General features: G+C 65.4%; 25 protein-coding genes. 20 read left to right on the plus strand and 5 right to left on the minus strand.

Annotation, left to right across the window (positions count from 1 at the left end; translation table 11 throughout):
* Positions 1-103: 103 nt before the first annotated feature.
* Both ldtR and FZF13_RS20555 read left to right on the plus strand, forming a co-directional pair.
* On the plus strand, positions 104-619 hold the full coding sequence (ldtR, locus tag FZF13_RS20550; RefSeq protein WP_024926283.1) for a transcriptional regulator LdtR: 516 nt from the start codon (positions 104-106) through the stop codon (positions 617-619).
* A gap of 400 nt (positions 620-1,019) precedes the next feature.
* On the plus strand, positions 1,020-2,273 hold the full coding sequence (locus FZF13_RS20555; RefSeq protein ID WP_024926284.1) for a L,D-transpeptidase family protein: 1,254 nt from the start codon (positions 1,020-1,022) through the stop codon (positions 2,271-2,273).
* 54 nt (positions 2,274-2,327) lie between these two features.
* Here the strand turns inward: FZF13_RS20555 and FZF13_RS20560 are convergent, their stop codons facing one another.
* Complete coding sequence (locus FZF13_RS20560; protein WP_024926285.1) at positions 2,328-3,221, minus strand: LysR family transcriptional regulator; 894 nt, start codon at positions 3,219-3,221, stop codon at positions 2,328-2,330.
* Between the two features lie 143 nt (positions 3,222-3,364).
* Here FZF13_RS20560 and FZF13_RS20565 point away from each other — a divergent pair, with 143 nt between their 5' ends.
* From FZF13_RS20565 to FZF13_RS20580, 4 genes are all read left to right on the plus strand, one after another.
* Positions 3,365-4,804, plus strand: coding sequence for an MFS transporter (locus FZF13_RS20565; protein WP_024926286.1), 1,440 nt, complete (start codon positions 3,365-3,367; stop codon positions 4,802-4,804).
* Between the two features lie 200 nt (positions 4,805-5,004).
* Entirely contained in the window at positions 5,005-5,331 is a 327-nt protein-coding gene (locus FZF13_RS20570) for an ArsR/SmtB family transcription factor (RefSeq protein WP_244431290.1), read from the plus strand.
* Entirely contained in the window at positions 5,321-5,782 is a 462-nt protein-coding gene (locus tag FZF13_RS20575; RefSeq protein ID WP_051504887.1) for an SRPBCC family protein, read from the plus strand. The genes FZF13_RS20570 and FZF13_RS20575 overlap by 11 nt, the downstream gene beginning before the upstream one ends.
* A gap of 206 nt (positions 5,783-5,988) precedes the next feature.
* Positions 5,989-7,674, plus strand: a complete 1,686-nt coding sequence (locus tag FZF13_RS20580; RefSeq protein WP_024926289.1) for a Na+/H+ antiporter — start codon at positions 5,989-5,991, stop codon at positions 7,672-7,674.
* A gap of 14 nt (positions 7,675-7,688) precedes the next feature.
* Here FZF13_RS20580 and FZF13_RS20585 read toward each other — a convergent pair whose 3' ends face one another.
* Positions 7,689-9,218 carry an ABC-F family ATP-binding cassette domain-containing protein gene (locus tag FZF13_RS20585; protein WP_024926290.1) on the minus strand — a complete coding sequence of 510 codons (1,530 nt, stop codon included), beginning with the start codon at positions 9,216-9,218 and terminating at the stop codon, positions 7,689-7,691.
* A 336-nt stretch (positions 9,219-9,554) separates the two neighbouring features.
* A complete protein-coding gene (locus FZF13_RS20590) occupies positions 9,555-10,103 on the minus strand; it encodes a dihydrofolate reductase family protein (RefSeq protein ID WP_024926291.1) in 549 nt (182 codons plus the stop codon).
* 210 nt (positions 10,104-10,313) lie between these two features.
* Between FZF13_RS20590 and glyA the strand changes: the two genes are divergently transcribed.
* From glyA to FZF13_RS20650, 12 genes are all read left to right on the plus strand, one after another.
* Positions 10,314-11,627, plus strand: a complete 1,314-nt coding sequence (gene glyA / locus FZF13_RS20595) for a serine hydroxymethyltransferase (RefSeq protein ID WP_024926292.1) — start codon at positions 10,314-10,316, stop codon at positions 11,625-11,627.
* Positions 11,628-11,655: 28 nt separating this feature from the next.
* A complete protein-coding gene (locus FZF13_RS20600) occupies positions 11,656-11,985 on the plus strand; it encodes a GlpM family protein (protein ID WP_024926293.1) in 330 nt (109 codons plus the stop codon).
* Between the two features lie 957 nt (positions 11,986-12,942).
* Entirely contained in the window at positions 12,943-13,407 is a 465-nt protein-coding gene (nrdR, locus tag FZF13_RS20605; RefSeq protein WP_024926294.1) for a transcriptional regulator NrdR, read from the plus strand.
* A gap of 51 nt (positions 13,408-13,458) precedes the next feature.
* On the plus strand, positions 13,459-14,538 hold the full coding sequence (gene ribD / locus FZF13_RS20610) for a bifunctional diaminohydroxyphosphoribosylaminopyrimidine deaminase/5-amino-6-(5-phosphoribosylamino)uracil reductase RibD (RefSeq protein WP_024926295.1): 1,080 nt from the start codon (positions 13,459-13,461) through the stop codon (positions 14,536-14,538).
* Complete coding sequence (locus tag FZF13_RS20615; protein WP_024926296.1) at positions 14,538-15,155, plus strand: riboflavin synthase; 618 nt, start codon at positions 14,538-14,540, stop codon at positions 15,153-15,155. Before ribD ends, FZF13_RS20615 begins: the two co-directional genes overlap by 1 nt.
* A 94-nt stretch (positions 15,156-15,249) precedes the next feature.
* Complete coding sequence (gene ribH / locus FZF13_RS20620; protein ID WP_024926297.1) at positions 15,250-15,744, plus strand: 6,7-dimethyl-8-ribityllumazine synthase; 495 nt, start codon at positions 15,250-15,252, stop codon at positions 15,742-15,744.
* Complete coding sequence (gene nusB, locus FZF13_RS20625; protein WP_024926298.1) at positions 15,741-16,238, plus strand: transcription antitermination factor NusB; 498 nt, start codon at positions 15,741-15,743, stop codon at positions 16,236-16,238. Before ribH ends, nusB begins: the two co-directional genes overlap by 4 nt.
* Positions 16,235-17,437: an MFS transporter gene (locus tag FZF13_RS20630; RefSeq protein ID WP_024926299.1), complete on the plus strand. Its 1,203-nt coding sequence runs from the start codon at positions 16,235-16,237 to the stop codon at positions 17,435-17,437. Before nusB ends, FZF13_RS20630 begins: the two co-directional genes overlap by 4 nt.
* A gap of 155 nt (positions 17,438-17,592) precedes the next feature.
* Positions 17,593-18,507: a glycine betaine ABC transporter substrate-binding protein OsmF gene (gene osmF, locus FZF13_RS20635; RefSeq protein ID WP_024926300.1), complete on the plus strand. Its 915-nt coding sequence runs from the start codon at positions 17,593-17,595 to the stop codon at positions 18,505-18,507.
* A gap of 59 nt (positions 18,508-18,566) precedes the next feature.
* Complete coding sequence (locus FZF13_RS20640) at positions 18,567-19,733, plus strand: ABC transporter permease (RefSeq protein ID WP_024926301.1); 1,167 nt, start codon at positions 18,567-18,569, stop codon at positions 19,731-19,733.
* Entirely contained in the window at positions 19,730-20,668 is a 939-nt protein-coding gene (locus tag FZF13_RS20645; protein WP_024926302.1) for an ABC transporter ATP-binding protein, read from the plus strand. Before FZF13_RS20640 ends, FZF13_RS20645 begins: the two co-directional genes overlap by 4 nt.
* Positions 20,665-21,414 carry an ABC transporter permease gene (locus tag FZF13_RS20650; RefSeq protein WP_024926303.1) on the plus strand — a complete coding sequence of 250 codons (750 nt, stop codon included), beginning with the start codon at positions 20,665-20,667 and terminating at the stop codon, positions 21,412-21,414. Before FZF13_RS20645 ends, FZF13_RS20650 begins: the two co-directional genes overlap by 4 nt.
* Positions 21,415-21,447: 33 nt before the next feature.
* Here FZF13_RS20650 and FZF13_RS20655 read toward each other — a convergent pair whose 3' ends face one another.
* Positions 21,448-21,792, minus strand: a complete 345-nt coding sequence (locus FZF13_RS20655) for a hypothetical protein (protein ID WP_246192422.1) — start codon at positions 21,790-21,792, stop codon at positions 21,448-21,450.
* Here FZF13_RS20655 and FZF13_RS20660 point away from each other — a divergent pair.
* The gene (locus tag FZF13_RS20660) at positions 21,764-22,261 is read left to right on the plus strand and encodes a DUF2165 family protein (RefSeq protein ID WP_024926305.1); all 498 of its coding nucleotides are present in this window, start codon (positions 21,764-21,766) and stop codon (positions 22,259-22,261) included. The genes FZF13_RS20655 and FZF13_RS20660 overlap by 29 nt on opposite strands.
* Positions 22,262-22,534: 273 nt before the next feature.
* Complete coding sequence (locus FZF13_RS20665) at positions 22,535-24,679, plus strand: sodium-translocating pyrophosphatase (RefSeq protein WP_024926306.1); 2,145 nt, start codon at positions 22,535-22,537, stop codon at positions 24,677-24,679.
* A 120-nt stretch (positions 24,680-24,799) separates the two neighbouring features.
* Here FZF13_RS20665 and FZF13_RS20670 read toward each other — a convergent pair whose 3' ends face one another.
* Positions 24,800-25,321, minus strand: coding sequence for an outer membrane protein assembly factor BamE (locus FZF13_RS20670; protein ID WP_036253991.1), 522 nt, complete (start codon positions 25,319-25,321; stop codon positions 24,800-24,802).
* Positions 25,322-25,387: the final 66 nt, after the last annotated feature.

A 25,387-nucleotide genomic window follows, 5' to 3' on the forward strand; every position in this document is an offset into this window, starting at 1 on the left:
TTAGCCCTGGCGTTTAAGTCGAATTTTATGGGTATTCGATAGTGTCGCGATCAAGGTGACAAAAACAAAAAAGTCACCAGGCGACAAACGAGAGGCAAAGACAATGATCAATTCGCGTCCCATGGCGAAGACCGCCAACGTTATCGATGAACGTCGTGACTCCATCCGCACGCTCTACATGGAATCCCTCCAGCTGGTCGAGCGTCTGCACCGCCGTTTGCTTGACGTGATCAAGGATGAATTCGACCGCAACGGCCGTTCCGACATCAATGCCATTCAGGCACTGCTGCTCTTCAATATCGGCAATGCTGAACTGACCGCCGGTGAACTGCGCTCGCGCGGTTATTATCTCGGCTCGAACGTGTCCTATAACCTGAAGAAGCTGGTCGATCTCGGTTTCATCAACCACCAGCGCTCGCGCATCGACCGCCGTTCGGTCCGCGTCAGCCTGACCGACAAGGGCAATGCAGTGGCGGAAGTGGTGGCCGGTCTCTATGAGCGCCACATCGGCTCGATCGAACAGGTCGGCGGCATCAACCAGGACGAGTTCAAGCAGATGAACCGCGCCCTGCAGCGCCTGGACCGCTTCTGGAACGACACCATCGCCTACCGCATGTAAGCGGCCGATATCAACTGTTGCCCGCCGGCCAAGCCGGCGGGCAATGGTTTTGCGCGGCCCTGCCGCTGCATCGAAATACCACGCCAGAGAGCGGGGAGGAGGAGATCGAGATCTCCGGACTGGGCCGGTGCTGAAAAGGCACTGGCCCTTTCTTTCATGCGGTGCCGGCATCTATGGCGGGGCCGATGCCCAATTGCCGCCATATTCCGATGAAAGCGAGGAGGCGAACGGTGTCGCCGGCAGCAGGCTGGCGGGAACCTCACTCGCAGTCGGGCGTTCTCCCGCAAGGAAATGCGAGGTATGGTTGGCTAAATGTTAAGAATGGCAACCATAAAGTGCGGACCCAATCGCTAGGGTCAAGTGGCCGATCGTCGAACTGTTGAACAAGTCTGGAACGCTTATGAACACCAGTCGCCGCCTGTTTCTCACCGGAGCTTCCGCGCTCGCCGTGGCATTTGCCGCCGGCGCCGCCAGCGCCCAGGACGCCGTTGACGGAATCCTGAAGGCCTCGGGGCAGGGCGGCTGGGACGACACGTTCGACGCCCGCGCCACGGAAACCGGCAAGGTCGCATCGACATTGCCGATCTTCAGCCCGCAGACGGTGACCTATACCGAGCAAGCCATTGCCCAGTATCGCGACATCGTCGCCCAGGGCGGCTGGCCGCAGGTGCCGGCCACCAAGAAGCTGCAACTCGGCGTTTCCGATGCCGATGTCGCCGTGCTGCGCAAGCGGCTGATGGTCTCCGGCGATCTGTCGGCGAGCGCCGGCCTGTCGGAATCCTTCGATTCCTACGTCGATTCGGCCCTGAAGCGCTTCCAGACCCGTCATGGCCTTCCGGCCGACGGCGTCACCGGCAAATACACCTTCGCCGCCATGAATGTCTCCGCGCAGGTGCGCCTCGGCCAGCTCGAAACCAATCTGGTGCGGCTGCGCTCGATGGGCGGCTTCCTCGGCAACCGCTATGTGATGGTCAACATCCCGGCCGCGCAGATCGAGGCGGTCGAGGGCGATCGCGTCGTGCTGCGCCACACCGCCATTGTCGGCAAGATCGATCGCCAGACCCCGATCGTGAATTCCAAGATCAACGAGATCATCGTCAATCCGTACTGGAACGCGCCGGTCTCGATCGTCCGCAAGGACATCATTCCGCTGATGCGGAAAAACCCGAACTATCTGAAGGACAGCCACATCCGCCTGCTCGCGCCCGATGGCTCGGAGGTCGATCCGACCACCGTCGACTGGTCGACCGAGGAAGCCGCTAAGTACCGCTTCCGCCAGGATCCGGGCACCGGCAATGCGATGGCCTCGGTCAAGATCAATTTCCCGAGCCCGGACGGCGTCTACATGCACGACACGCCGCAGCAGAGCCTGTTCGGCAAGCTGATGCGTTTCGATTCGTCGGGCTGCGTGCGCGTGCAGAACGTGCGCGACCTCGTCACCTGGATCCTGCGCGATACGGCCGGCTGGAGCCGCCAGCATTTCGAGGAGACGATCAAGTCCGGCAACAACACGCCGGTCGCGGTCACCAATCCGGTGCCGGTCTATTTCACCTATATTTCGGCCTGGTCGACAGGCACTGGCGTGGTGCAGTTCCGCGACGACGTCTATCGTCGCGACGGCGTCGACGAGTTGCAGATCACCTCGTCGCTCTAAGCAGCGCGCCGATCAAATTCAGTCACGGCCACCGCGGCAGCGCCGGTGGCCGTTTCATTTTTCCAGGCAGACGTCGCGCACGCATCCGCGCAGCCAGCGATGCGCCGAGTCAGCGTCCAGGCGAGGGTGCCACAGAAGCGAGATCGTGAATTCCGGCACCGGCACCGGCAGGGGAAACCGGAACATGCCGTCGCGCAGGTGCCCCGTATAACGTTCGGGGACACTGGCGATCAGGTCGGTCGCCCGTGCAAAGGCCAGCGCTTCCGAAAAACCGCCGACGATGGTGACGATTTCGCGCTTCAATCCAAAGGGCTCCAGCGCATCGTCGATGGGCGCCTTGTCGGAACCGCGCCGCGAGACGAGGATATGGCGACCGGCTGCATAGCGCTCGGGCGTGACCCGGCCCTCGCACAAGGGATGGCCGGTGCGCACGACGCCGACAAAGCGGTCGTGAAAAAGGGCCTGCGCGCGGATTTCGGGACCTGTCGTGTCGCCGATGACACCGGTTTCCAGATCGACGCTGCCTTCGCGCAGCGGCGCACTGTCCTTGTCGGGCTTCGGCACGAAACGCAGGCGCACGCCGGGTGCCTGCTCACTGACGCGGGCGATGAGGCGTGGCCCGAAATTTTCGACGAACCCGTCGGAATTGCGCATCGTGAAGGTGCGTACCAGCCGTGTCAGGTCGAGCGCCTCGGCCGGACGCAGGGCGGCTTCCGCGTCCTCGACGATCTGGCCGACGCGTTCGCGCAATTCCAGCGCGCGCGGTGTCGGGACGAGGCCGCGACCGGCACGCACCAGCAACGGATCGCCCGTCGTCTCGCGCAGCCGGGCCAGCGCGCGGCTCATCGCGGAGGGGCTTAGCCGCAGCCGCCGCGCGGCGCGCGCCACGCTGCCTTCGGCAAGCAGCACGTCCAGGGTGACGAGGAGATTGAGGTCGGGGCGCGTCATCGATCGAGCATAACGCAGTCGAGGCGATTTGATGAGGCGTTTCATGCACGAATGAAATGCAAATGATGCGCCTTCCGCCATGTTTGGCCAGGAGCTACCTGTCTGTCGACCATTTTCGAGGTCGGTCAACGTTGGAGCTCACCATGCAATCGAACACGAACGGCGCCGCGGAGCGAAGCGGGGCAAAGCCGCGGGTCAGCGGCTGGGTGCTGGCCAGCCTGGCGCTCTCCATGCTCTTGTCGTCGCTCGGCATCAGCATCGCCAATGTCGCCTTGCCTGCGCTGGCCCAGGCCTTCGATGCGCCATTCCAGCACGTGCAGTGGGTCGTTCTGGCCTATCTGCTCGCCGTCACCATCATGATCGTCAGCGCGGGGCGGCTTGGCGACATCTTTGGGCACAAACGTGTCCTGCTTTTCGGTATTGCCTTGTTCATGCTGGCTTCTGCCGCCTGCGGCCTCGTCTCGTCGCTCTGGATGCTGGTGGCGGCCCGAGCCTTGCAGGGGCTGGGAGCGTCCGTCCTGATGGCGCTGACCATTGCATCGGTGCGGGACATCGTCGCCGACGGCAAGACCGGCAGCGCGATGGGGCTGCTCGGCACCATGTCGGCGATCGGCACGGCGCTCGGTCCCTCGCTCGGCGGTTTTTTGCTCGCGTCGGCCGGCTGGCGCGCGATCTTCCTTGTCATGGTGCCGCTGGGCGTTCTGAACCTCCTGCTCGCCTCCCGTTTCCTGCCTGCATCGAGGCCTGCGCAAAAGGCCGCCGGTTTCGACGGGCCCGGCACGCTGCTGCTCGGCGCAGCACTTGCCGCCTTCGCGCTCGCCGCGACCAGCGGGGGCGGGCGCTTCGGCTGGTCGAACGCGGTGCTGCTCGCCGGCGCCCTTGTGGCCGGGGGCCTGTTCCTGCTGGTCGAGGCGAGGGTGGCCTCGCCGCTGATCCGCCCGTCCGCCTTCCGCAACGCCGGGCTGAGCGGCAGCCTCGCCATGAACATGCTGGTGTCCACGGTGATGATGGCGACCTTCGTGGTCGGTCCGTTCTATCTCTCCCGTGCGCTCGGCCTGAACGCCGCTTCCGTCGGCTTGGTGCTGTCGGTCGGCCCGGTCATCGCGACATTGACCGGCATTCCGGCCGGCCGCGTCGTCGACCGGCTGGGGGCGTCGGCCGTCGTTCTCGTCGGGCTGACGCTGATGGCGGCCGGCGCGTTCGCACTGGCCACGATGCCGGCGGCCGCGGGCGTTGCCGGTTACATCGCCGGCATCGCGGTGCTCACCCCCGGCTATCAGCTGTTTCAGGCCGCCAACAACACGGCGGTGATGATGGATGTGGCGCCCGACCGTCGCGGTGTCGTTTCCGGCATGCTCAGCCTGTCGCGCAATCTCGGGCTGATCATCGGGGCCTCGGTCATCGGCGCGGTGTTCGCCCTGGCCTCGGGTGCGATCGACGGCGCCGCCGCGCCGCCCGAAGCCGTCGCCGCCGGCATGCGGACCTCCTTCGCGGTGGCCGGTGGTTTGATGCTCGCCGCGATTGCCATCGGCTATCTCAGCCGCCGGCGCCTCGACGTCGCCCTGGCTGAGGATCGCGGGTGACGATGCCGGCGCATCGCGCATTGAATCGGAACTCGGGCATAAGGCCTTAATTTCGAAAGGGATTCTCCTCTTACGCTCGCGATTGCCGTCCCTGTCGTGTCGCGGAGCGCGGGTGCATATTTGATCTTTTGTGTTTTCCGTTGTATAGAACCAATTAGTTCCAGAACTAAGTGGTTCCATATATGCAACACCAGGACCCGATGAGCCTCACCTTCGCCGCGCTGGCCGATCCGACGCGTCGGGCGATCCTCGACCGGCTGCGCCATGGCGAGGCGTCGGTGGCCGAACTGGCGGTGCCGTTCGACATGACGGTGCGCGCGGTGTCGAAACACATCGGCGTGCTGGAGGCGGCGGGGCTGGTGACGCGCGGTCGCGACGCGCAGCGGCGGCCGAGCCAAATCCGCGCTGAACCGCTTGCCGGCATCGATGCCTGGCTGGACGATTACCGGGCGCTGTGGAACAGCCGCTTCGATCGGCTGGATGCGCGCCTCACGCGTTTGCAAACAGGAGGCGACAATGACGCATAAGGACAAGACCACCGCGGCGGTCATGCTCGATCTGACGATCACCCGTCGGTTTCAGGCTCCGCCGTCTTTGGTTTTCGCGCAATGGGTGACGGCGGAAGCGATCCGCGACTGGTTCGCGCCGGACACTTATGCAACGACGGACTGCACCGTCGATGCCCGCCCCGGCGGGGCCTGGCGTCTGCGTTATCGCTCCGACAAGGGCGACGAATTCGTCGAAAACGGCGTCTTCCGCGAGATCGCGCCGCCGGAGCGCCTGGTGCTCACCCTGACCCAGGCCCACAGCGCCTTTGCCGGTCCCGAGACCGTCATCACCGTTACTTTCCGCGCGGTGGATAGCGGCACCGAGATGACTTTCCACCAGAGCGGCTTCCGCGAACAGGCGCATCGCGACGGCAACGCCGAAGGCTGGCAGGAATGCTTCGACAAGCTGGCGCGTTTGCTCGCCGCGTAGTTCCTCGACCGACGCTCTACGCGGGGAACGGAACTCACGCCGTTGCGAGATCGAATCACGATTTCGAGATAAGCGATTGTCCAGGAAGAGAAAAAAGCCGTCCGGCGGGTGAAAGTCACCGCGCCGGGGCGGCTTTTTCTTGACGCGGCTTGCCGCTTCGGCCCCTATGTCCGGGGAGGTCGAGCCCGTCACCCCTGGAGAAACGCTTGGCCGTCGCGACACTGATCCTCCTGCTTCTCGTCCTGGTCGCCGCCTCCGGCGTTCTGGTGCGCATCCTGCCCTTGCCGCTGCCGATCATCCAGATCGGGCTCGGCATTTTGCTCGCCTGGCCGATCGACGGGCTGAGGGTCGAGCTGGAACCGGAACTGTTCCTTCTGGTGTTCGTGCCGCCGCTTCTGTTTATCGACGGCCTGCTGCTGCCGAAGCGCGAATTCGCCGAATTGGCGCCGCGCATCTTTGGCCTGGCTTTCGGGCTCGTCTTCTTCACCGTCGTTGTCTTCGGCTACGCGCTGCATTGGCTGCTGCCGCAGGTGCCGCTGCCCGTCGCCTTCGCGCTGGCCGCCGTGCTGTCGCCGACCGATGCCGTCGCAGTGTCCTCGATTGTCGGGCGCGATCTGGTTCCCGCCCATATCCGCCACATCCTGGAAGGCGAATCGCTGCTCAACGATGCGTCGGGCCTTGTCGTGCTGCGCTTCGCTGTGGCCGCCGCGCTCACCGGCCAGTTCTCGATCGGCGAGACGGCGATGACCTTTGTCCTGGTCGCGCTCGGCGGCGCGCTGGCCGGTTTCGCCATGTTGTGGGCAACGGCCAAGGCGCTGCGCATCGTCGCCAGGCTCGGCGACATCAGGCCCGAGGTGGAAGTGGTGATCCTCATCCTGCTGCCTTTCGCTGCCTATCTCCTTGCCGAACAGTTTCACTTCTCCGGCATCCTGGCGGCGGTGACGGCGGGTCTCTATGTCGGCCGCTCCGGCCTGTTCGGCTCGCTGTCGATCCCGGCGCGCATGCAGAACATGGCGCTCATCGAAGTCCTGTCCTTCACCTTCAACGGCGTCATCTTCCTGCTGCTCGGCCTGCAACTGCCGACGATCATCCGCAACGTCCCGCCGGACCTGTCGCTCTATGGCACGATCTGGGAACCGGTGCTGGCGGTGATCACGCTGACGCTGATCCTGCTTGCCATCCGTTTCGCCTGGATCGTCTTCGGTTCGGCGGTCCGCGGCGCGGTCGATCGCTGGCGCGGGCGGGCGTCGCTACGGCTCACCACGCGGCTCAAGGTGGTGATGACGCTGGCCGGCGTGCGCGGCGCCATCACGCTTGCCGGCATCTTGTCGCTGCCGCTCGTCATCTCGGAGAACGGCCCGCCCTTTCCGGCGCGCGACCTCGTCGTCTTCATCGCCGCCGGCGTCATCATCTGTTCGCTGGTGCTGGCCAGCATCACGCTGCCGGTGGTGGCGCGCGGCATCCCGCTCGACGACGAGGACATGAACGCCAATGAGGAGCGGTTGGCGAGACAAGTCGCGGCCGAGGCGGCGATCGCGCGCATCGAAGAGATGGTCGACGAGGCGCATGCCGACCCGGCGCTGCACGAGGCGCGGCTGGCGGTTTCGCAGCGGCTGATCCCCAATTACCGGCAGCGGCTCGGCGCCGGCGACGCGGACGATCCGGCGGCCGTGGACATGCAGCCGGTGCTGCAATCGATGCGCGACGCAGCGCTTGATGCCGAGCGCGCCGCGCTTGTCGATCTGTTGAGAGCCCGCAAGATCAACGACACCACCATGCGCGCGGTGATGGGCGAGGTGATGCTCGGCCTGGCACTCAGCGCCAGGAAGCAGGCAAACAGCCCGGCCAGGGCGAAAAAGCCGGCGGCGAAGAAGGCGGGCGCCAAGCGATAGCGCCCGCCCTTGGCTCAGCGGCCGTCTTCGGAGGCGGCGGCGAAGAAGTCTTCCGGCCCCTCGACCTCGATCAGCTTGCGGTTCTCGATCTGCCAGAATCGATTGCCGACGCCGCGCACGAAACTGCGGTCGTGCGAGACCAGCAGGCAGCTCGCCTCCTGCACCATCAGTTCGTTCTCCAACGCTTCCTGGCCGTCGATGTCGAGATGGTTGGTCGGCTCGTCGAGCAGGTAGAAGTTGGGATTGGTGAGCCTGAGCACCAGCATCGCCAGCCGCGCCTTCTGCCCGCCCGACAGCCGGCCGATCGGTCGCTCCTGCATGTCGATGCCGATGCCGGCGCCGGCCAGCAGCGCCCTGAGACGCGGGTCGCCGAACTCGAAACGACGCCCGACGGCGGCCATGGGCGTATCGCTGTCGGCAAGGTCGGACAGCGCCTGGTCGACATGGCCGAGCGCCAGCGACGGCGTGGCGCGGATGCCGGCTTGAGCGCTGCCCACGCCGGCAATCGCGTCGCGCACCAGGCCGACCAGTCGCGATTTGCCGGAGCCGTTGCGGCCGAGCAATACGATGCGGTCGCCCTGGCAGATCCAGCGCTTGCCGGTCTTGAACAGCAGCGCGCCGTCCGGTGTGCGCACCTCGGCGTCGTCCAGCGTCACCAGCTGCTTGGCGTGGGTGCCGCGATTGGCGAGCCGGATGGCGCCGGCCGAACGCTCCTGATGGGCGGGGCGGGCGGCATCCTCCAGCCGTTCCGCACGGTCCTTCAACTGCTTGGTCTTGATGACCAGGAGATCACTGCCGGAGTTGATGCCGATATTGTTGAGCTTGGCCGCCTGCCGGCGCAATTGCTGGGCCGCCTTCATGTCGCGCTGGAACTGCCGTTCCTGCGAGGCGTCGATCTCGTCCCGCGCGACGCGCGCCCGCGAATAGGGCAGGGCGAAGGCCTGGCTCGCCTCGGCGCGCAGGAACAGCGTGCGGTTGGTGACGGCGTCGAGGAAGGCGCGGTCGTGGCTGGCGACGATCAGCGGGATGCTCTGCGGCAGGTCGCGCAGCCAGTCTTCCAGCCAGCGGATGCGGGCGAGGTCGAGATGGTTGGTCGGCTCGTCGAGCAGAAGCGCGTCGGGATCGTTGATCCAGACGCGCGCCAAAAGCGCGAGCCGCTGCCAGCCGCCGCTCAGCGCGCCGAGTTCTCGCTCGCGCAAGTCCTGCGGCACCTCGAAGGTCTCCAGCACCACATCGGCGCGCCAGCTTTCGCTCTCCGCCTGTTCGGCCGGCAGTGCCTGTCGCACCGCCTCGTGAAAGGGCAGGGCGAGCAGGCCGGGTGCTATATCCTGCTCGACATGGCCGATGGTGAGCCCGCGGGCGCGGGTGACAGCGCCTTCGCCGGGTTCCAGCGCGCCTGCGATGACGCGAAGCAGCGTCGACTTGCCCCGGCCATTGGCGGCGACGATGCCGACGCGGTCGCCGGCCTCCACCGAGAGGTCGAGATTGGAAAACAGGCGGGCGCCGAGGGTGACGCCGAGTGCCTTCAGATTGATCAATGCCATGGTCGTTCTCTGGTCTGTCGCGAGCCGCGCCGGCGGCCGGGCATGTCCTATGCCTGGCGTCTCATGCCGGAACTGCGTTGGCTCGGTGTTTTGACGAAACGCGAACGCGGCTTGGCCGGCGTCGCGCTACCCCTTGGGGCAGACCAGAAAGAGATGCGGTGAGGCGATCGTCCTGAGGTCAGCCCTGCAAACGCATTTGCAGGGCCTGGTTCGGGCCGCACTGACGATGGTGATTAAACCTGGGATGATTAAATCCGGTCACGCAGCCCTCCTTTCTTTCTCGACGGTTGCGCGAAATAGATAGACGTCGTCGCGTCTCCACGCAAGCGGCGGCGGTCAGGCCGGCGCGTAACGTGCAAGCACGACACCTTGCGGCAACAGTTCCTGGCTGAGCGGGCGCAGCGTCATCGCCTTGCCGTCCGCGAAAAACGGCTTGCCTTCCCCCAGCACCACCGGCTGCAGATAAAGATGATATTCGTCGATCAGGCCATGGCTGGCCATGCTGGCGGCGAATTCGGCGCCGCCGACGAGGATAAGACCATCGGTCTCGGCCTTCAGGCGCTTCAGGGTCCCGGCGGCGTCCGTGCTGACCAGCCGCGCATTGGGGCCGACCTCGCGCAACGTCGTCGAGCAGACGAATTTCGGCGTGGCGCGCCAGGCCTGCGCGAACTCCCACGCTTCCGGCGGCCAGGCGTCGTCGTCCGTGTCCCAGTAGCGCATCAGCTCATAGAGCCTGCGGCCATAGACGGCGACGGCGGTCGCTTCCATCAGCCGGTTGAAATGCCGGTGCAGCGGCGCTTCCGGCACCGGCAACACCAGTTCGCCCGACGGCGCGGCGATATAGCCGTCGAGCGACATCGAACTGGCAAAGATCGTCGTGGCCATGATTTCCTCCTCAATCCGCTTGCATTTTGCAATCGGATCGCGGGGATGGCAAGCGGAATCCCGTGCCGTTGGCACCGGCCAATTTCGCGAGGCTGCGCGTTTGCGAAAAACGACGCGATCCGGCCAGAGGATTTCGCAGCGCAAACGTGGCGGGGCGCATACAACTGTGTTAATGGCGCCGTGACTCCCTGACAGCAAGGATCCCAGCGCATGGCAACAGCAGCGGCCGTTTCGAACTCCCTCGAATCCTTCTTTGGAACTCCGCTCGCGGAGGTCGATCCGGAGATCTTCGGCTCGATCCGCAACGAGCTCGGTCGCCAGCGCCACGAGATCGAGCTGATCGCTTCGGAAAACATCGTCTCGCGCGCCGTTCTGGAAGCGCAGGGCTCGATCATGACCAACAAATACGCCGAGGGTTATCCGGGCAAGCGCTACTATGGCGGCTGCCAGTTCGTCGACGTCGCCGAGGAGCTCGCCATCGAGCGCGCCAAGAAGCTGTTTTCCTGCAACTTCGCCAATGTCCAGCCGAATTCCGGTTCCCAGATGAACCAGGCCGTGTTCCTGGCGCTCTTGCAGCCGGGCGACACCTTCATGGGCCTCGACCTCAATTCCGGCGGCCATCTCACCCACGGCTCGCCCGTCAATATGTCCGGCAAGTGGTTCAAGGTCGTCTCCTACGGCGTGCGCAAGGACGACCATCTGCTCGACATGGATGAGATCGAAAAGCTCGCCCAGCAGCACAAGCCGAAGCTCATCCTGGCCGGCGGCACCGCCTATTCGCGCGTCTGGGACTGGAAGCGCTTCCGCGAGATTGCCGATTCGATCGGCGCCTATCTGATGGTCGACATGGCCCATATCGCTGGCCTCGTCGCCGGTGGCCAGCATCCGTCGCCGCTGCCGCATGCCCATGTCGTCACCACCACCACGCACAAGTCGCTGCGCGGCCCGCGTGGCGGCATGATCCTGACCAATGACGAGGACATCGCCAAGAAGGTCAATTCGGCGGTGTTCCCCGGCTTGCAGGGCGGCCCGCTGATGCACGTCATCGCCGCCAAGGCGGTGGCCTTCGGCGAGGCGCTGAAGCCCGACTTCAAGCTCTACGCCCAGAACGTCGTCGCCAACGCCAAGGCGCTGGCCGAAAGCCTGAAGGAAACCGGCCTCGACATCGTCTCGAACGGCACCGACAACCATTTGATGCTGGTCGATCTGCGTCCCAAGAACGCCACCGGCAAGCGCGCCGAGGCAGCACTTGGCCGCGCCAACATCACCTGCAACAAGAACGGCATCCCGTTCGATCCCGAGAAGCCCTTCGTCACCTCGGGCGTGCGCCTCGGCACGCCGGCCGGCACGACGCGCGGCTTCGGCCAGGCCGAGTTCCGCGAGATCGGCAAGCTGATCGCCGAGGTGCTGGACGGGTTGAAGGTGGCCAATTCCGACGAGGGCAATGCCGCTGTCGAGGCCGCGGTGAAGGCCAAGGTGGTGTCGCTCACCGACCGCTTCCCGCTCTATCCCTATCTCGGCTAAGCCGTTGTTTTAAAGAAGGTACCCGCCGATGGATATCCTGTGGAAGGGTGTTGTCGGCGGGCTGGTGACGGCGCTCATTGTCTGGGCCTCGAAGCGTGGCAATGTGTTGCCGGGCATCCTGCCGCTGGCCCCGACCTTCGCCGTCATCGCGCTGCTCGCCGTCGGTGCCAAGGGCGGCGCCGACGGGTTTCGCGAGGCCTGTCTGGCCGGCGCCAAGACCATCCCTGCCTATCTCGCCTTTCTCGGCGCCTGTTATTTCCTGATCGATCCGCTCGACTACCGGCTGGCGGTGCTCGGCGGCCTCGTCGTCTGGCTTGTCGCCGCGCTCGCGATCTTCCTTGCGCCCCGCTATTTCTGAGCCGGAACAGGTCCCGGCTGGCTTGAATCGCTCTGTTTCGGCGCTGGTTCCAAACCGCGGCCGACATCACCGGCGCGGTGCAAGATGTGGATTGGATGCGTGGAGGAAGACGCGGGTCGAAAGAAAGAACGTTGTCCGTTCAATCCCTTGCCGAAAACCGAGCGAGAAATCGCGCGCGGATTTATTCACGCCACTCGCCTTCAGTTGACAATCGGCCCATCGCCCTCACGGGAACCTGGTGCGCACCGGGTATCAGGGAGGGCGCCGGTGCCGGACTGGCAGCGCTAACGGTGGCGGTGTCTGGTGACGAGCCCTAAGTCCGGGCCCTGGAAAAACCCGGCCGCCGAAAATGGCGGCTTGAGGCCCGAAGTCTGCCGTCGCGAAGGACGGCGAGGTCGGTCCGGGGCAAGAACACCGGCGGGGCGCCCGGAAGGCGCCACGTGCTATTTGCTAAGAGGCACCGACCCGGCGCCCCGCTTCCCACCTCCCGCAACGGGAGTGTTTTTTGACAATGGCCAGACTGCGAAAAGCAGGGCGTGGCGATGAAGAAGTGTATCAACGCAACCGCGCGTCGACGCGACTGTACCGCCGTCGTCATTCCGGCCGAGCGCAGCGAGAGCCGGAACCCATTGGCCGCACCATCGTCAAGCATGGCCCGGTCCTCGTTCTGGACCGTTCAGACAGCCGAACCGACGCCGCATGTTTCACCGCTGTCCACGCGAACCGAGGTCCCGGCTGTGCTCAATGCGCTGGGACCAATGGGTTCCGGGTCGGCGCTCGGCTTCGCCTCGCTGGCCCGGAATGACGAAGGCGTGGGATGGGACAAGCCCGCGACTGCGGGCCGCCGGTCGAAGACCACAAGCGCGACCGACCGATTGGATTCCGCATCCGCGCTTCCTACTTGTGCCGAAAGGCTCTAGCCTCCCGCGCAATCAGAATCGCTAGCCAAGGCTCACCATGCGCTGCCCCTATTGCCAGTCCGAAGACACGCAGGTGAAGGATTCGCGTCCCGCCGAGGATGGCGCCGCCATCCGCCGGCGCCGCGTCTGCCCCGATTGCGGCGGTCGTTTCACCACTTTCGAGCGCGTGCAGCTGCGCGATCTGGTCGTCGTCAAGAAATCCGGCCGCAAGGTGCCGTTCGACCGCGACAAGCTCGCCCGCTCGGTCGAGACGGCGGTGCGCAAGCGCAATGTCGATCCCGACCGCATCGACCGGGCCGTCACCGGCATCGTGCGCCAGCTCGAAAGCTCGGGCGAGACCGAGATTCCCTCGGCCGAGGTCGGGCGCCTGGTGATGGACGCGTTGAAGTCGCTGGACGACGTCGCTTATGTGCGGTTCGCCTCCGTCTATCGCAATTTCCGCGAAGCCAAGGATTTCCATGACGTGCTCGGCGAACTGAAGGGCGACGAGGACGCCGGCTAGACCGTGGTTTCGCACAGCAGCCCAGAACAGCACGCCCTCGACCGCCGTTTTATGGCGGCGGCGATCCGCCTGTCGCGGCGCAATCTCGGCCGCACCGCCACCAACCCCTCCGTCGGCACCATCATCGTGCGCGACGACGGCAATGGCCCGATGATCGTCGGCACCGGAGTGACGGCGATCGGCGGGCGTCCGCATGCCGAAACCGAGGCACTGGCCGAGGCCGGTGTGCTGGCGCAAGGCGCCACCGCCTATGTGACGCTGGAGCCCTGTGCGCATCACGGCCGCACGCCGCCTTGCGCCAATGCGCTGGTTTCGGCCGGCATCGTCCGGGTGGTCGGGGCCGCCAGCGATCCCGATCCGCGGGTGTCCGGCAAGGGCTACGCTATTTTGAGGGCCGCCGGTGTCGAGGTGGTCGAGCGGCTGCTGGCCGAGGAGGCCGCCGAACAGATGGCCGGCTATATGAACCGGTCGCTCAAGAAACGACCTGAAGTGGTTCTGAAGCTTGCGCTGTCGGCCGACGGCATGATCGGCCGCAAGGGCGACGGCCAGATATCGATCACCGGCGACGCGGCGCGGCGCGAGGTGCATCTGATCCGGGCGGAGACCGACGCGGTGCTGATCGGTATCGGCACCGCGCTGGAGGACGATCCGGCGCTCACCGTGCGATTGCCCGGACTGGAGACTCGTTCGCCGGCGCGCATCGTGCTCGATCGCCATATCCGGTTGCCGGAAAACGCCAAGCTGGTGGCCGAGGCAGACCGTGTGCCGCTCTACATCGCCGCCTGCGCCGAGGCCGACCCGCATCGGCGGGCGGCGCTTGAACGGCGCGGCGTGCGTTTCATCGGCACCGAGACGATCGATGGCCGCGTCGCCTTGCCGGAACTGATGGAGGATCTGGCCGCGCTCGGCATGGCGAGCGTGCTGGTCGAGGGCGGCGCGGAGGTGGCGAAAGCCTTTCTCGACGAGGGGCTGGTCGACCGTATCGTGCTGTTCACCGGGCCGGAGACGATCGGCGAGGGCGGCATTGCCTCGCCCGTCGACGCGGGCAGCATTCCGGCCGGCTTCCGCAAATTGCGCGAGACACGCTTCGGCGAGGATCGCGCCACCGAATGGATAAGGGATCTCTACTGATGTTCACCGGCATCGTCACCGACATCGGCACCGTCGCCGCCGTCAGCCCGCGCAAGGAAGGCGTCGGCCTGCGCATCGACACCGGATACGATCCCGCCACCATCGACCTCGGCGCCTCGATCTCCTGCGGCGGCGTCTGCCTGACGGTGACGGCGCTGCCCGAACAGGGCTCGAACGCCCGCTGGTTCGAGGTCGAGGCGTGGGAAGAGGCGCTGAGGCTGACGACGGCGTCCGGCTGGCAGGCCGGCACGCGCATCAATCTGGAACGGGCGCTGAAGATCGGCGACGAACTGGGCGGCCACATCGTGTCCGGCCATGTCGACGGCACCGCCACGATCCTGGCGCGGGAAGACGAGGGCGATGCCGTGCGTTTCACGCTGGAAGCGCCGCGCGAACTCGCCAGGTTCATCGCGCCGAAGGGTTCGGTGGCGCTGGATGGCACCTCGCTCACCGTCAACAAGGTGGAAGGCACACGCTTCGACGTGCTTCTGATCCACCATTCGCTGCAAGTGACCACCTGGGCGGACCGGCAGGCAGGCGACCGCGTCAATCTCGAGATCGACACCATGGCGCGCTATGCGGCGCGGCTGGTGGAGGCCGCGAAAGAGGGGCTCTGACGGAGCGGAACGCCGCCGGTCGGCCAAGACACTGAAACGTCGCTTGCGCCCGCCGCCGCTTCGGCCTAAGTCACCGGCAATCCCGGAGACCTTCATGGCTGGCATATCCCAACACGGCAAGGCGTTCATCCGTCCCGAGCGGAACGCCCATCTACTCATCATCGAGGCGCGTTTCCACGACGACCTCGCCGACGCATTGCTCGACGGCGCCACCAGCGCGCTCAAGGAAGCCGGCGCAACCTGCGACATCGTCACTGTTCCGGGTTCCCTGGAAATTCCAGCGGTCATCGCCTTCGCGCTCGACGGCATGGCCGAGGGCGGCAAGGTGTATGACGGTTTCGTCGCGCTGGGTTCGATCATTCGCGGCGACACCTATCATTTCGACATCGTGGCCAACGAATCGAGCCGCGCGCTGATGGACCTTTCGGTGCAGGAATCGCTTTGCATCGGCAACGGCATCCTGACCACCGAGAACGACGAACAGGCCTGGGTGCGCGCCAGGAAGAGCGAAGGCGACAAGGGCGGTTTCGCCGCGCGCGCCGCGCTCACCATGATCGCGCTGAAAGACAGACTGGGAGCGCAATCGTGACCGAACCGTCCGAGCCCGGCTCCGTTCCGCGCCAGGCCAACAAGCGCGGTGCCGCTCGGCTTGCCGCCGTGCAGGCGCTCTACCAGATGGACGTCGCCGGCTCCGGCCTGCTAGAGATCACCGCCGAATACGAGGCCTTCCGGCTCGGCAAGGAAGTCGACGGCGCGCTTTACCGCGAGGCTGATGCGCAGTGGTTCCGCGCCATCCTGGCCGGCGTGGTGGAGAACCAGAAGACGGTCGATCCGGTGATCCGCCAGGCGCTGACCGACGACTGGCCGCTGTCGCGGCTCGATTCGACGCTGCGCGCCATCCTGCGCGCAGGCGTCTACGAGTTGATGAAGCGCGAGGACGTGCCGGTGGCGGTCATCGTCTCCGAATATGTCGACATCGCCAAGGCCTTCTATTCCGAGGACGAGCCGAAGCTGGTCAACGCCGTGCTCGACCGTGTGGCGCGCCGCATGCGCGGCGAGGGAAGAGGCAAGGACGCACGATGAGCGTGGTGACGGCGGCCGCACAAAACGAGGCGCGCCGCACGACCTACATCCTGTCCGCCGCGCAGGCGGTGTTGGGCTCGGCCGGGCCGATCTGTTTCGCGCTCGGCGCGCTGGCCGGCGAATATATGCTGGGGCCGGACAAGTCGCTGGCCACCGCTCCGCTCACCGGTTACTCGGTCGGCCTGGCCGTGGGCGCGCTGCCTTCGGCGGCGCTGATCCGCAAGCTCGGCCATCGCGACGGATTTCTGGTCGGCACGGGCGTGACCGGGCTCGTCGCCACCATCGCCCTGTTCCAGTCGAGCTTCTGGCTGTTCGTCTTCGGCCTGCTGGTCATCGGCGCGGGTGCTGCCTTCGTGCAGCAATTCCGCTTCGCCGCCGCCGACAACGCCCCGCCTGAATTCAAGGCGCGCGCCATTTCCTTCGTCCTGGCCGGCGGCATCATAACCGCCATCCTCGGCCCCCAGGTGGTGATCTTCACCAAGGACCTTCTGGCGCCGGTGCCTTTTGCCGGCGCCTTTGCCTCGATCCTCGGCCTGGTGGCCTTGGGCGCGGCGATCCTGTTCTTCCTGCGCCCCAACCATGCGACCAAGACCGTCGAGGTCGCCGCTGACGGTGGTCGCCCGCTTGCCGAAATCATCAGCCAGCCGCGCTTCTTCATCGCGCTTTTGTGCGCGGTCGGCTCCTATACGCTGATGACCTTCGTCATGACCGGCGCGCCGTTGGCCATGGTCGGCTGCGGCCTCTCGTCGGACGAGGCGACGCTCGGCATCTCCTGGCACGTAATGGCCATGTTCGGGCCGAGCTTCTTTACCGGGCGGCTCATTCACCGTTTCGGCGCTCCGGCCATCGTGGCGATCGGCTTCGTTTTGTTGATCGCCTGCGCAGTGGTGGCGCTCTCGGGAATCCAGCTGTGGCAGTTCTGGACCACGCTGATCCTGCTTGGGCTCGGCTGGAATTTCGGCTTCATCGGTTCGACCGCCATGGTGACGGAAAGCTACCGGCCGGAAGAGAAGGGAACCATCCAGGGTTTCCACGACCTCGTGCTGTTCGGTGCGGTGGCGTTCGCCTCGCTGATGTCAGGAGCGGTCTACAATGCCTGGGGCTGGAACATGCTGGCCTGGGTGGTGTTTCCGATATCGCTTCTGTGCCTTGTCGCGCTCGGCGGGCTTCGCATGACGGCTTTGCGCGCAGCCAACTGACACGACGCTGTCGGGATAGGTGCCGCGAACGCGCGCGGCCCAGATAAAAATATTGCGCTTACCCTCCATCTTATGAAACCGTATGCCCCGACTGGCCGTCTGGGTCGTGCGATATGCAATAATCGTTTCCGGTTCCATCAGAGGGATTTGCCACCATGTCTTCAACCAGGTTTTTCGCCGGCGCGCTCGTGGCGTTCGGCCTTTCCGTCGCCTCGGCCAATGCCGCCGACGTCGTCGTTTCCTCCAAGATCGACACCGAGGGCGGGGTGCTGGGCAACATCATCCAGTCGGTGCTGAACGCCAACGGCATCAAGACCGTCGACCGCATCCAGCTCGGCGCCACGCCGGTGGTGCGCAAGGCGATCATCGCCGGCGAGATCGACATTTATCCCGAATATACGGGCAACGCCGCCTTCTTCTTCGAGAAGGCCGACGATCCGATCTGGAAGGATGCGGCCAAGGGTTACGAAGCGGCCAAGAAGCTTGAATACGACGCCAACAAGATCGTCTGGCTGACACCGTCGCCGGCCAACAACACCTGGGCGATCGCGTTGCGCAAGGATGTCGCCGATGCCAACAAGCTGGCCTCGCTCAGCGACTTCGGCAAATACGTCTCCGGTGGCGGCAAGGTGGTGCTGGCCGCCTCGGCCGAGTTCGTCAACTCGGCTGCGGCCTTGCCGGCTTTCCAGACCACCTACGGCTTCAAGCTGAAGTCGGACCAGCTGATCACGCTTTCGGGCGGCGACACGGCGGCCACCATTGGCGCCGCTGCCAACCAGACCAATGGCGCCAATGCGGCGATGGTCTACGGCACCGACGGCGGCATCGCGCCGTCCGGGCTGGTGGTGCTCGCCGACGACAAGAACGTGCAGCCGGTCTATCAGCCGACGCCGATCATCCGCGAGGCGGTGCTGAAGGAAAATCCGAAGATCGCCGACCTCCTGAAGCCGGTCTTCGAGAAGCTCGATCTGGTGACGCTGCAGGAGCTGAACGGCCGCGTCCAGGTCGGTGGCGAGCCGGCCAAGGCGGTTGCCGAGGACTTCCTGAAGAAAAACGGCTTCCTGAAGTAAGGCATGAAGAGCTTGCCGGCGCCCGCTGAACGGGCGCCGGTTCGCCGGGGACAGGCATTGTGGGCATTCGCTTCGACAAGCTGGGCGTTGTGATCGCCGCGATTGCCGCCTATGCGGCGTTCCTGGCGCCGTTTGCCACGTTCCGTGCCAATCGCATCGTGCCGGGGCAAGGGCGATCCATCCTCGAAGCACTTCCGTCGGGCAGTGGGGCGCTGCTTTTGGCGCTGGTGGTTGTCGCCGTCGTCGTGGCGCTCGTGAAGACGCCATTGATCTGGCGTCTGGTGGCAAGCGTGGCCGTGCTTGGCGTGCTGGCGCTGGCGATCGGCGTCGCCGGCAGCTTCCTGACGCCGGCCGGCAATACCTTCGCCCGCATCTCGCCGGCTTCCGGCTTCTGGCTGCTGGTCTTCGCCTTCACGCTGCTCTTGGCCGATGTTCTGACCCGGCTCGAACTGTCGCCGCTGGCGCGTATCGGCATTCTTGTGATCGCTGCGGTCGCGATCGGCATCCTGCTCGCCTCGGGCAGTTGGGACAGCCTTTCCATCCTCAAGGAATATGCCAATCGCGCCGGCAGCTTCTGGGCCGAAGCGCGCAAGCATGTGACGCTGGCGCTGGGTTCGCTGGCTGCCGCGGTTGTCGTCGGCCTGCCGCTGGGCATCCTTTGCCACCGGGTCGAGCCGATGAAGGCGGCCGTGCTCAACGTGCTCAACATCATCCAGACGATCCCGTCGATCGCGCTGTTCGGCATGCTGATCGCGCCGCTCGGCTGGGTGGCGCTGCATGTGCCGGGGGCTGCGGCGCTCGGCATTCGCGGCATCGGCACCGCGCCCGCCTTCGTGGCGCTGTTCCTCTATTCGCTGTTGCCGGTCGTCGCCAACACGGTGGTGGGACTGGCCGGCGTGCCGCAGGCCGCCAACGAGGCGGCGCGCGGCATGGGCATGACCAGCCGGCAGCGCCTGTTCGACGTCGAGTTCCCGCTGGCCTTTCCGGTGATTTTGACCGGCATCCGCATCGTGCTGGTCCAGAACATCGGGCTCGCCACCATCGCGGCATTGATCGGCGGCGGCGGCTTCGGGGTTTTTGTGTTCCAGGGCGTCGGCCAGACGGCGATGGACCTTGTTCTGCTCGGCGCCGTGCCAACCGTGGCGCTGGCCTTCGCGGCGGGCATCGTGCTCGACGCCATCATCGAACTGACCGCAACGAGACGGCGCAGGGAAGCGGTAGCATGATCGAGATCGAAAACATCACCAAGCGTTATGACGACCAGACCGTGGTCGACGACGTGTCGTTGGTGATCGAGCCGCGCACCATCGCCGCCATCGTCGGCACGTCCGGGTCGGGCAAGACGACGCTGTTGCGCATGATCAACCGACTGGTCGAACCGACCTCGGGCACGATCAAGCTGGACGGCGTCGACAACCATTCGCTGCCCGACTACGAACTGCGCCGCTCGATCGGCTACGCCATCCAGGGCCATGGCCTGTTCCCGCACCGCACGGTGGCCCAGAACATCGCCACCGTGCCTTTGCTGCTCGGCTGGGACAAGGAGCGTATCGACGAGCGCGTCGACGAATTGCTGCGCCTGTTCCAGCTCGATCCCGCCGCCTTCGGCCCGCGCTATCCGCACGAACTCTCCGGCGGTCAGCAGCAACGCGTCGGCGTGGCGCGCGCGCTGGCCGCCAAGCCCAACGTGCTTTTGATGGACGAGCCGTTCGGCGCGCTCGACCCGATCATCCGCACCAAGGCGCAGGAAGACCTGCTGGCCATCCAGAAGCATTTCGGCACCACCATCATCCTGGTCACGCACGACATGGAGGAGGCGGTGCATCTCGGCCACAAGATCGCCGTCATGGATGGCGGCAAGCTGGTGCAATATGCCAAGCCCGCCGAGATCCTGGCGAAACCGGCCAGTTCCTTCGTCGAGACACTGGTCGGCTCGTCCGAGCGGCCGTTCCGGCTCCTGTCGCTCGGCCGCGTCGCCGATGCAGTCGAGAAGGGTACGGCGGAAGGCGAGGCCATCCCCGCCGAGGCCAGCCAGCGCGACGCGCTGGCCGAGCTTTTGTGGTCGGGTCGCCCCGCATTGCCGGTCAAGGGCGCCGACGGCAAGCCGCTCGGCCGCGTCACCGTGGACGGGCTGATCAAACTGGCGGCACGACCGGCATGAGACGGTTCCTGCCCGCGGCGCTGCGGCTGGTGCTGTTCGTGCTCCTGGTGACGTTCATCGTCAGTCCGGGCTGGTTCGAGCCGTTGCTCAAGCCGCTGACGGAAAACAACGCGCCGGCGATCTACAATCAGGGCAGCCTGCTGACGCTCACCCTGCAGCATCTGGGCACCGTGGCGGTCGCCACGCTGGGCGCGATCGTTGTTGCCATCGGGCTGGCGATCCTGGTGACGCGGCCCTTCGGCGCCGAATTCCTGCCGCTGTCGCGCAGCCTGGTCAATATCGGCCAGACCTTCCCGCCGGTTGCTGTGCTGGCGCTAGCCGTGCCGGCGGTTGGCTTCGGCGAGAAGCCGACGCTGATCGCGCTTTTCCTTTACGGCCTGCTGCCGATTTTCGAGAACGCGCTGACCGGCCTCACCACGCTGCCGGGCAATGTGGTGGAGGCGGCGAGGGGGGCGGGCATGACCAGCCGTCAGCGACTGCTCAAGGTGGAGCTGCCGCTCAGCCTGCCGGTCATCCTGGCCGGCATCCGGCTTTCGGTCGTCATCAGCCTGGCTACCGCGACGATCGGTTCCACGGTGGCGGCCAAGACTTTGGGTGAGGTCATCATCGCTGGCCTCATCTCCAACAATCTCGCCTTCGTCGTGCAAGGCGGCCTGATCGTCGCCGGGCTCGCCGTCTTCATCTATGACGGCCTGGTCGCGTTGGAACGCGTGGCGGCGCGCCGCATGGGTCTGTCGGGCCTTTAACCGCCTCAGGTTGGGCCGAACGGCTGTGGTCCTTCAGCGTCGGGATGCCGCCGCGGGATGGTCGAGCGTGATTTCCAATCTTGTCCCGTTGCCGTCCGCGATCCAGCGGCGCCGGATGATGGAAAACGCGTGACGATCGGCGGTGTTCTCGAGTGAAACGAGATCATCCACCGCGCAGGTTTCCGGCAGTTGCAAGGCCGCAAGCGCCGTCGAAAGCCCGTAGTCGGCAGCGTGGCGGCTCGCGGTCGCGGTCAAGGCGATGACGACGGGATGGATTGCGTGCCGGGCGGGACTCGGCAATCTTCCGTCACCGTGACTTGCACCATCGAAAGCAGAAGGGGCTTTTGCCATGACGTCACGTCTTTCCAAGATCATCATGTGCCTGTGTCTGGCGATTTTCGCGTTCCTTGTCGCCTTTGGCAACATCACCGACTATGGCTCGAACTTCGCCTTTGTCCAACATGTGCTGTCCATGGACACGACCTTTCCGGGCAACGCATTGATGTACCGCTCCATTACCAATCCGGCGCTTTGGACAGCCGGCTACTGGTTGATCATCGCCGGCGAGGCGCTGACCTGCGTGCTCTTCCTGATCGCGGCATGGAACCTGTGGAGCGCCCGCAACGGTAGCGGGGCGGCGTTCAACAAGGCCAAGAATTTCGCGATCGTCGCCACCACCATGGGCTTTCTCGTCTGGTATTTCGGTTTCATGGCGATCGGCGGCGAGTGGTTTGCAATGTGGCAGTCGAAGACCTGGAACGGCCAGGAAGCGGCTTTCAAGTTCTACATGACCATGCTTGTCGTGCTGATTTACGTCATGCAGCCGGATCACGATCTGGCCGATTAACAAGGGGTCGTCTTATCAGGGCTCGTCGCCGGCGCCGCGAAACGACGGCGCCGGCGTTCACCACCTTGGTGCGGACAGGCCGACTGGCCCAACAAGACCGCGCTAAAGTGTCGCAAGGAAATGCGGGCAAATGTCGCACGCCGGCTTGACGGTCGAGACCGCGGCTCTGCATAAATCGCTGCGAGGGGTCGGGACTCTGCTCAGAGCCCCGGTTCGGTTCCACGGCCCGGGGGAGGAGGTCTGCCGGGCCACAGATCGAGGAAAAATCCGCACATGAGTATGCTTTTTGTCGTCATCCTCTGCGGCGTGCTTTCGATCGTCTACGCCATATGGGCTACGCAGTCCGTACTGGCATCCGATCAGGGCAACGCCCGCATGCAGGAAATCGCCGCGGCCATCCGCGAGGGCGCGCAAGCCTATCTGGCGCGCCAGTACACCACCATCGCCATCGTCGGGGTCGTCGTGTTCCTGCTGGCCTGGTGGCTGCTTTCGGGTACCGCAGCGATCGGTTTCCTGGTCGGCGCCGTGCTTTCGGGCGCCGCTGGCTTCATAGGCATGCACGTTTCGGTGCGCGCCAATGTGCGCACCGCGCAGGCTGCATCGAACAGCCTGGCGGCGGGTCTCGACATCGCCTTCAAGTCGGGCGCCATCACCGGCCTTCTGGTGGCCGGCCTCGCGCTGCTCGGCGTCTCCGTCTACTACTGGGTGCTGACCGGCCCGCTCGGCCTGGCCCCCGGCGACCGCAAGGTCATCGATTCGCTGGTGGCGCTCGGCTTCGGCGCTTCGCTCATCTCGATCTTCGCCCGTCTCGGCGGCGGCATCTTCACCAAGGGTGCCGATGTCGGCGGCGATCTGGTCGGCAAGGTCGAAGCCGGAATTCCGGAAGATGATCCGCGCAACCCGGCCACGATCGCCGACAATGTGGGCGACAATGTCGGCGACTGCGCCGGCATGGCGGCCGACCTGTTCGAGACCTATGCGGTGACCGTGGTCGCCACCATGGTGCTTGCGGCGATCTTCTTTGCCGGCACGCCCGTTCTGTCGAGCATGATGCTCTACCCGCTCGTCATCTGCGGCGCCTGCATCGTCACTTCGATCATCGGCACCTTCTTCGTCAAGCTGGGGTCGAACGGCTCCATCATGGGCGCGCTCTACAAAGGCCTGATCGTCACCGGCCTGCTCTCCATCGTCGGCCTTGGTGCCGCCACCTCGATGACCATCGGCTGGGGCGACATCCAGGCGGCAGCCGGGCAGCACCCGGTCAACGGCACCAAGCTGTTTATCTGCGGGCTGGTCGGCCTGCTGGTAACGGCGCTGATCGTGGTGATCACCGAATACTACACCGGCACCAACAAGCGCCCGGTCAATTCGATCGCCCAGGCCTCGGTCACCGGTCACGGCACCAACGTCATCCAGGGCCTCGCGGTCTCGCTGGAATCGACGGCGCTGCCGGCCATCGTCATCGTCGGCGGCATCATCGGCACCTATCAGCTGGCCGGTCTGTTCGGCACCGCCATCGCGGTCACCACCATGCTCGGCCTTGCCGGCATGATCGTGGCACTCGACGCGTTCGGCCCGGTCACCGACAATGCCGGCGGTATCGCAGAAATGTCGGGCATGCCGAAGGAAGTGCGTCATTCCACCGACGCGCTCGACGCGGTCGGCAACACCACCAAGGCGGTCACCAAGGGTTATGCCATCGGTTCGGCCGGCCTCGGCGCGCTGGTGCTGTTCGCCGCCTATTCGAACGACCTGCAATATTTCGCGGCCAATGCCGCGCAATATCCCTATTTCGCCAATGTCGGCACGATCTCCTTCGACCTGTCAAACCCCTATGTGGTTGCCGGCCTGATCTTCGGCGGTCTCATCCCGTATCTGTTCGGTGGCATTGCCATGACCGCCGTCGGCCGTGCGGCGGGCTCGATCGTGGAAGAGGTGCGGCGTCAATTCCGCGAGGATCCGGGCATCATGAAGGGCACGTCCAAGCCCAACTACGCCCGCGCCGTCGACCTTTTGACCAGGGCGGCGATCAAGGAGATGATCATTCCGTCACTGCTGCCGGTGCTGGCGCCGCTGGTCGTCTATTTCGGCGTGCTTTTGATCTCGGGCTCCAAGGCCTCGGCTTTCGCGGCTTTGGGCGCCTCGTTGCTCGGCGTCATCGTCAACGGCCTGTTCGTGGCCATCTCGATGACATCGGGCGGCGGCGCCTGGGATAACGCCAAGAAGTCGTTCGAGGACGGTTTCGTCGATAAGGACGGCGTCAAGCATCTGAAGGGCTCAGAGGCCCACAAGGCCTCGGTGACGGGCGATACCGTCGGCGATCCTTACAAGGATACCGCCGGTCCGGCCGTCAACCCGGCGATCAAGATCACCAATATCGTGGCGCTGCTGCTTCTGGCAGTGCTCGCCCACGGCTGACGCGCAAGAACCTCCGCCCGGTCGCATTGGCCGGGCGGCGGCGACAAATCAAAAAAACCCGCGGGAGCGATCCTGCGGGTTTTTTCATGGACGATGGTGCTGTGGGCGTAGCCCGCGCGCCTAGAGCAGCGAGCCAGCGCTCGGCTTGAGCTTGCCGGCGCCGGAAATGATCTGGCCGAGGAAGTTCTGGTCCTTGCCGCCGGTCGGCGTCGTGCGCGAGATGAAGTCGAACACCCTGCCGTCCTTGAGGCCATAATTGGCGATGCGGGCGACGCGGTTGTCGGCGCCGAAATAGACGGCCAGCACCTTCTGGTCGACCACGCCGGGATTGGCGAAGGCGACCGGGCGGCGGCGCGTCTGGGAAATGTAATAGAAGACCTCGTTGTCGAAGGTCGCGGTGGTGGACGGCGTGCCCAGCGACAGGAGCACCTGTTCGCGGCTGGAGCCGACCGGCACCGAATCCAGCGTTTGCTGGTCGACGACGTAGCCCTGGGTGAGCGTCTCGCCGGGGGTCAGGTCCCCGAACATCTTGGACGAATTGCAGCCAGAGAGCGCCGATACGACGATCAGCATCGAGGCGACGGAAGCGGGACCTGCCAAGGCGGTCGACTTGAATTTCAGCGCGCGCAACAACAACTCCATAGTCCGCTCTCGGGCACCGGCTTGCGCGAGGCGGCAAAACCGGTAAACCAGCTTAGCCGCCGATGC

Origin of the sequence: Mesorhizobium terrae (genome assembly GCF_008727715.1) — a bacterium.
GTDB lineage: Bacteria > Pseudomonadota > Alphaproteobacteria > Rhizobiales > Rhizobiaceae > Mesorhizobium > Mesorhizobium terrae.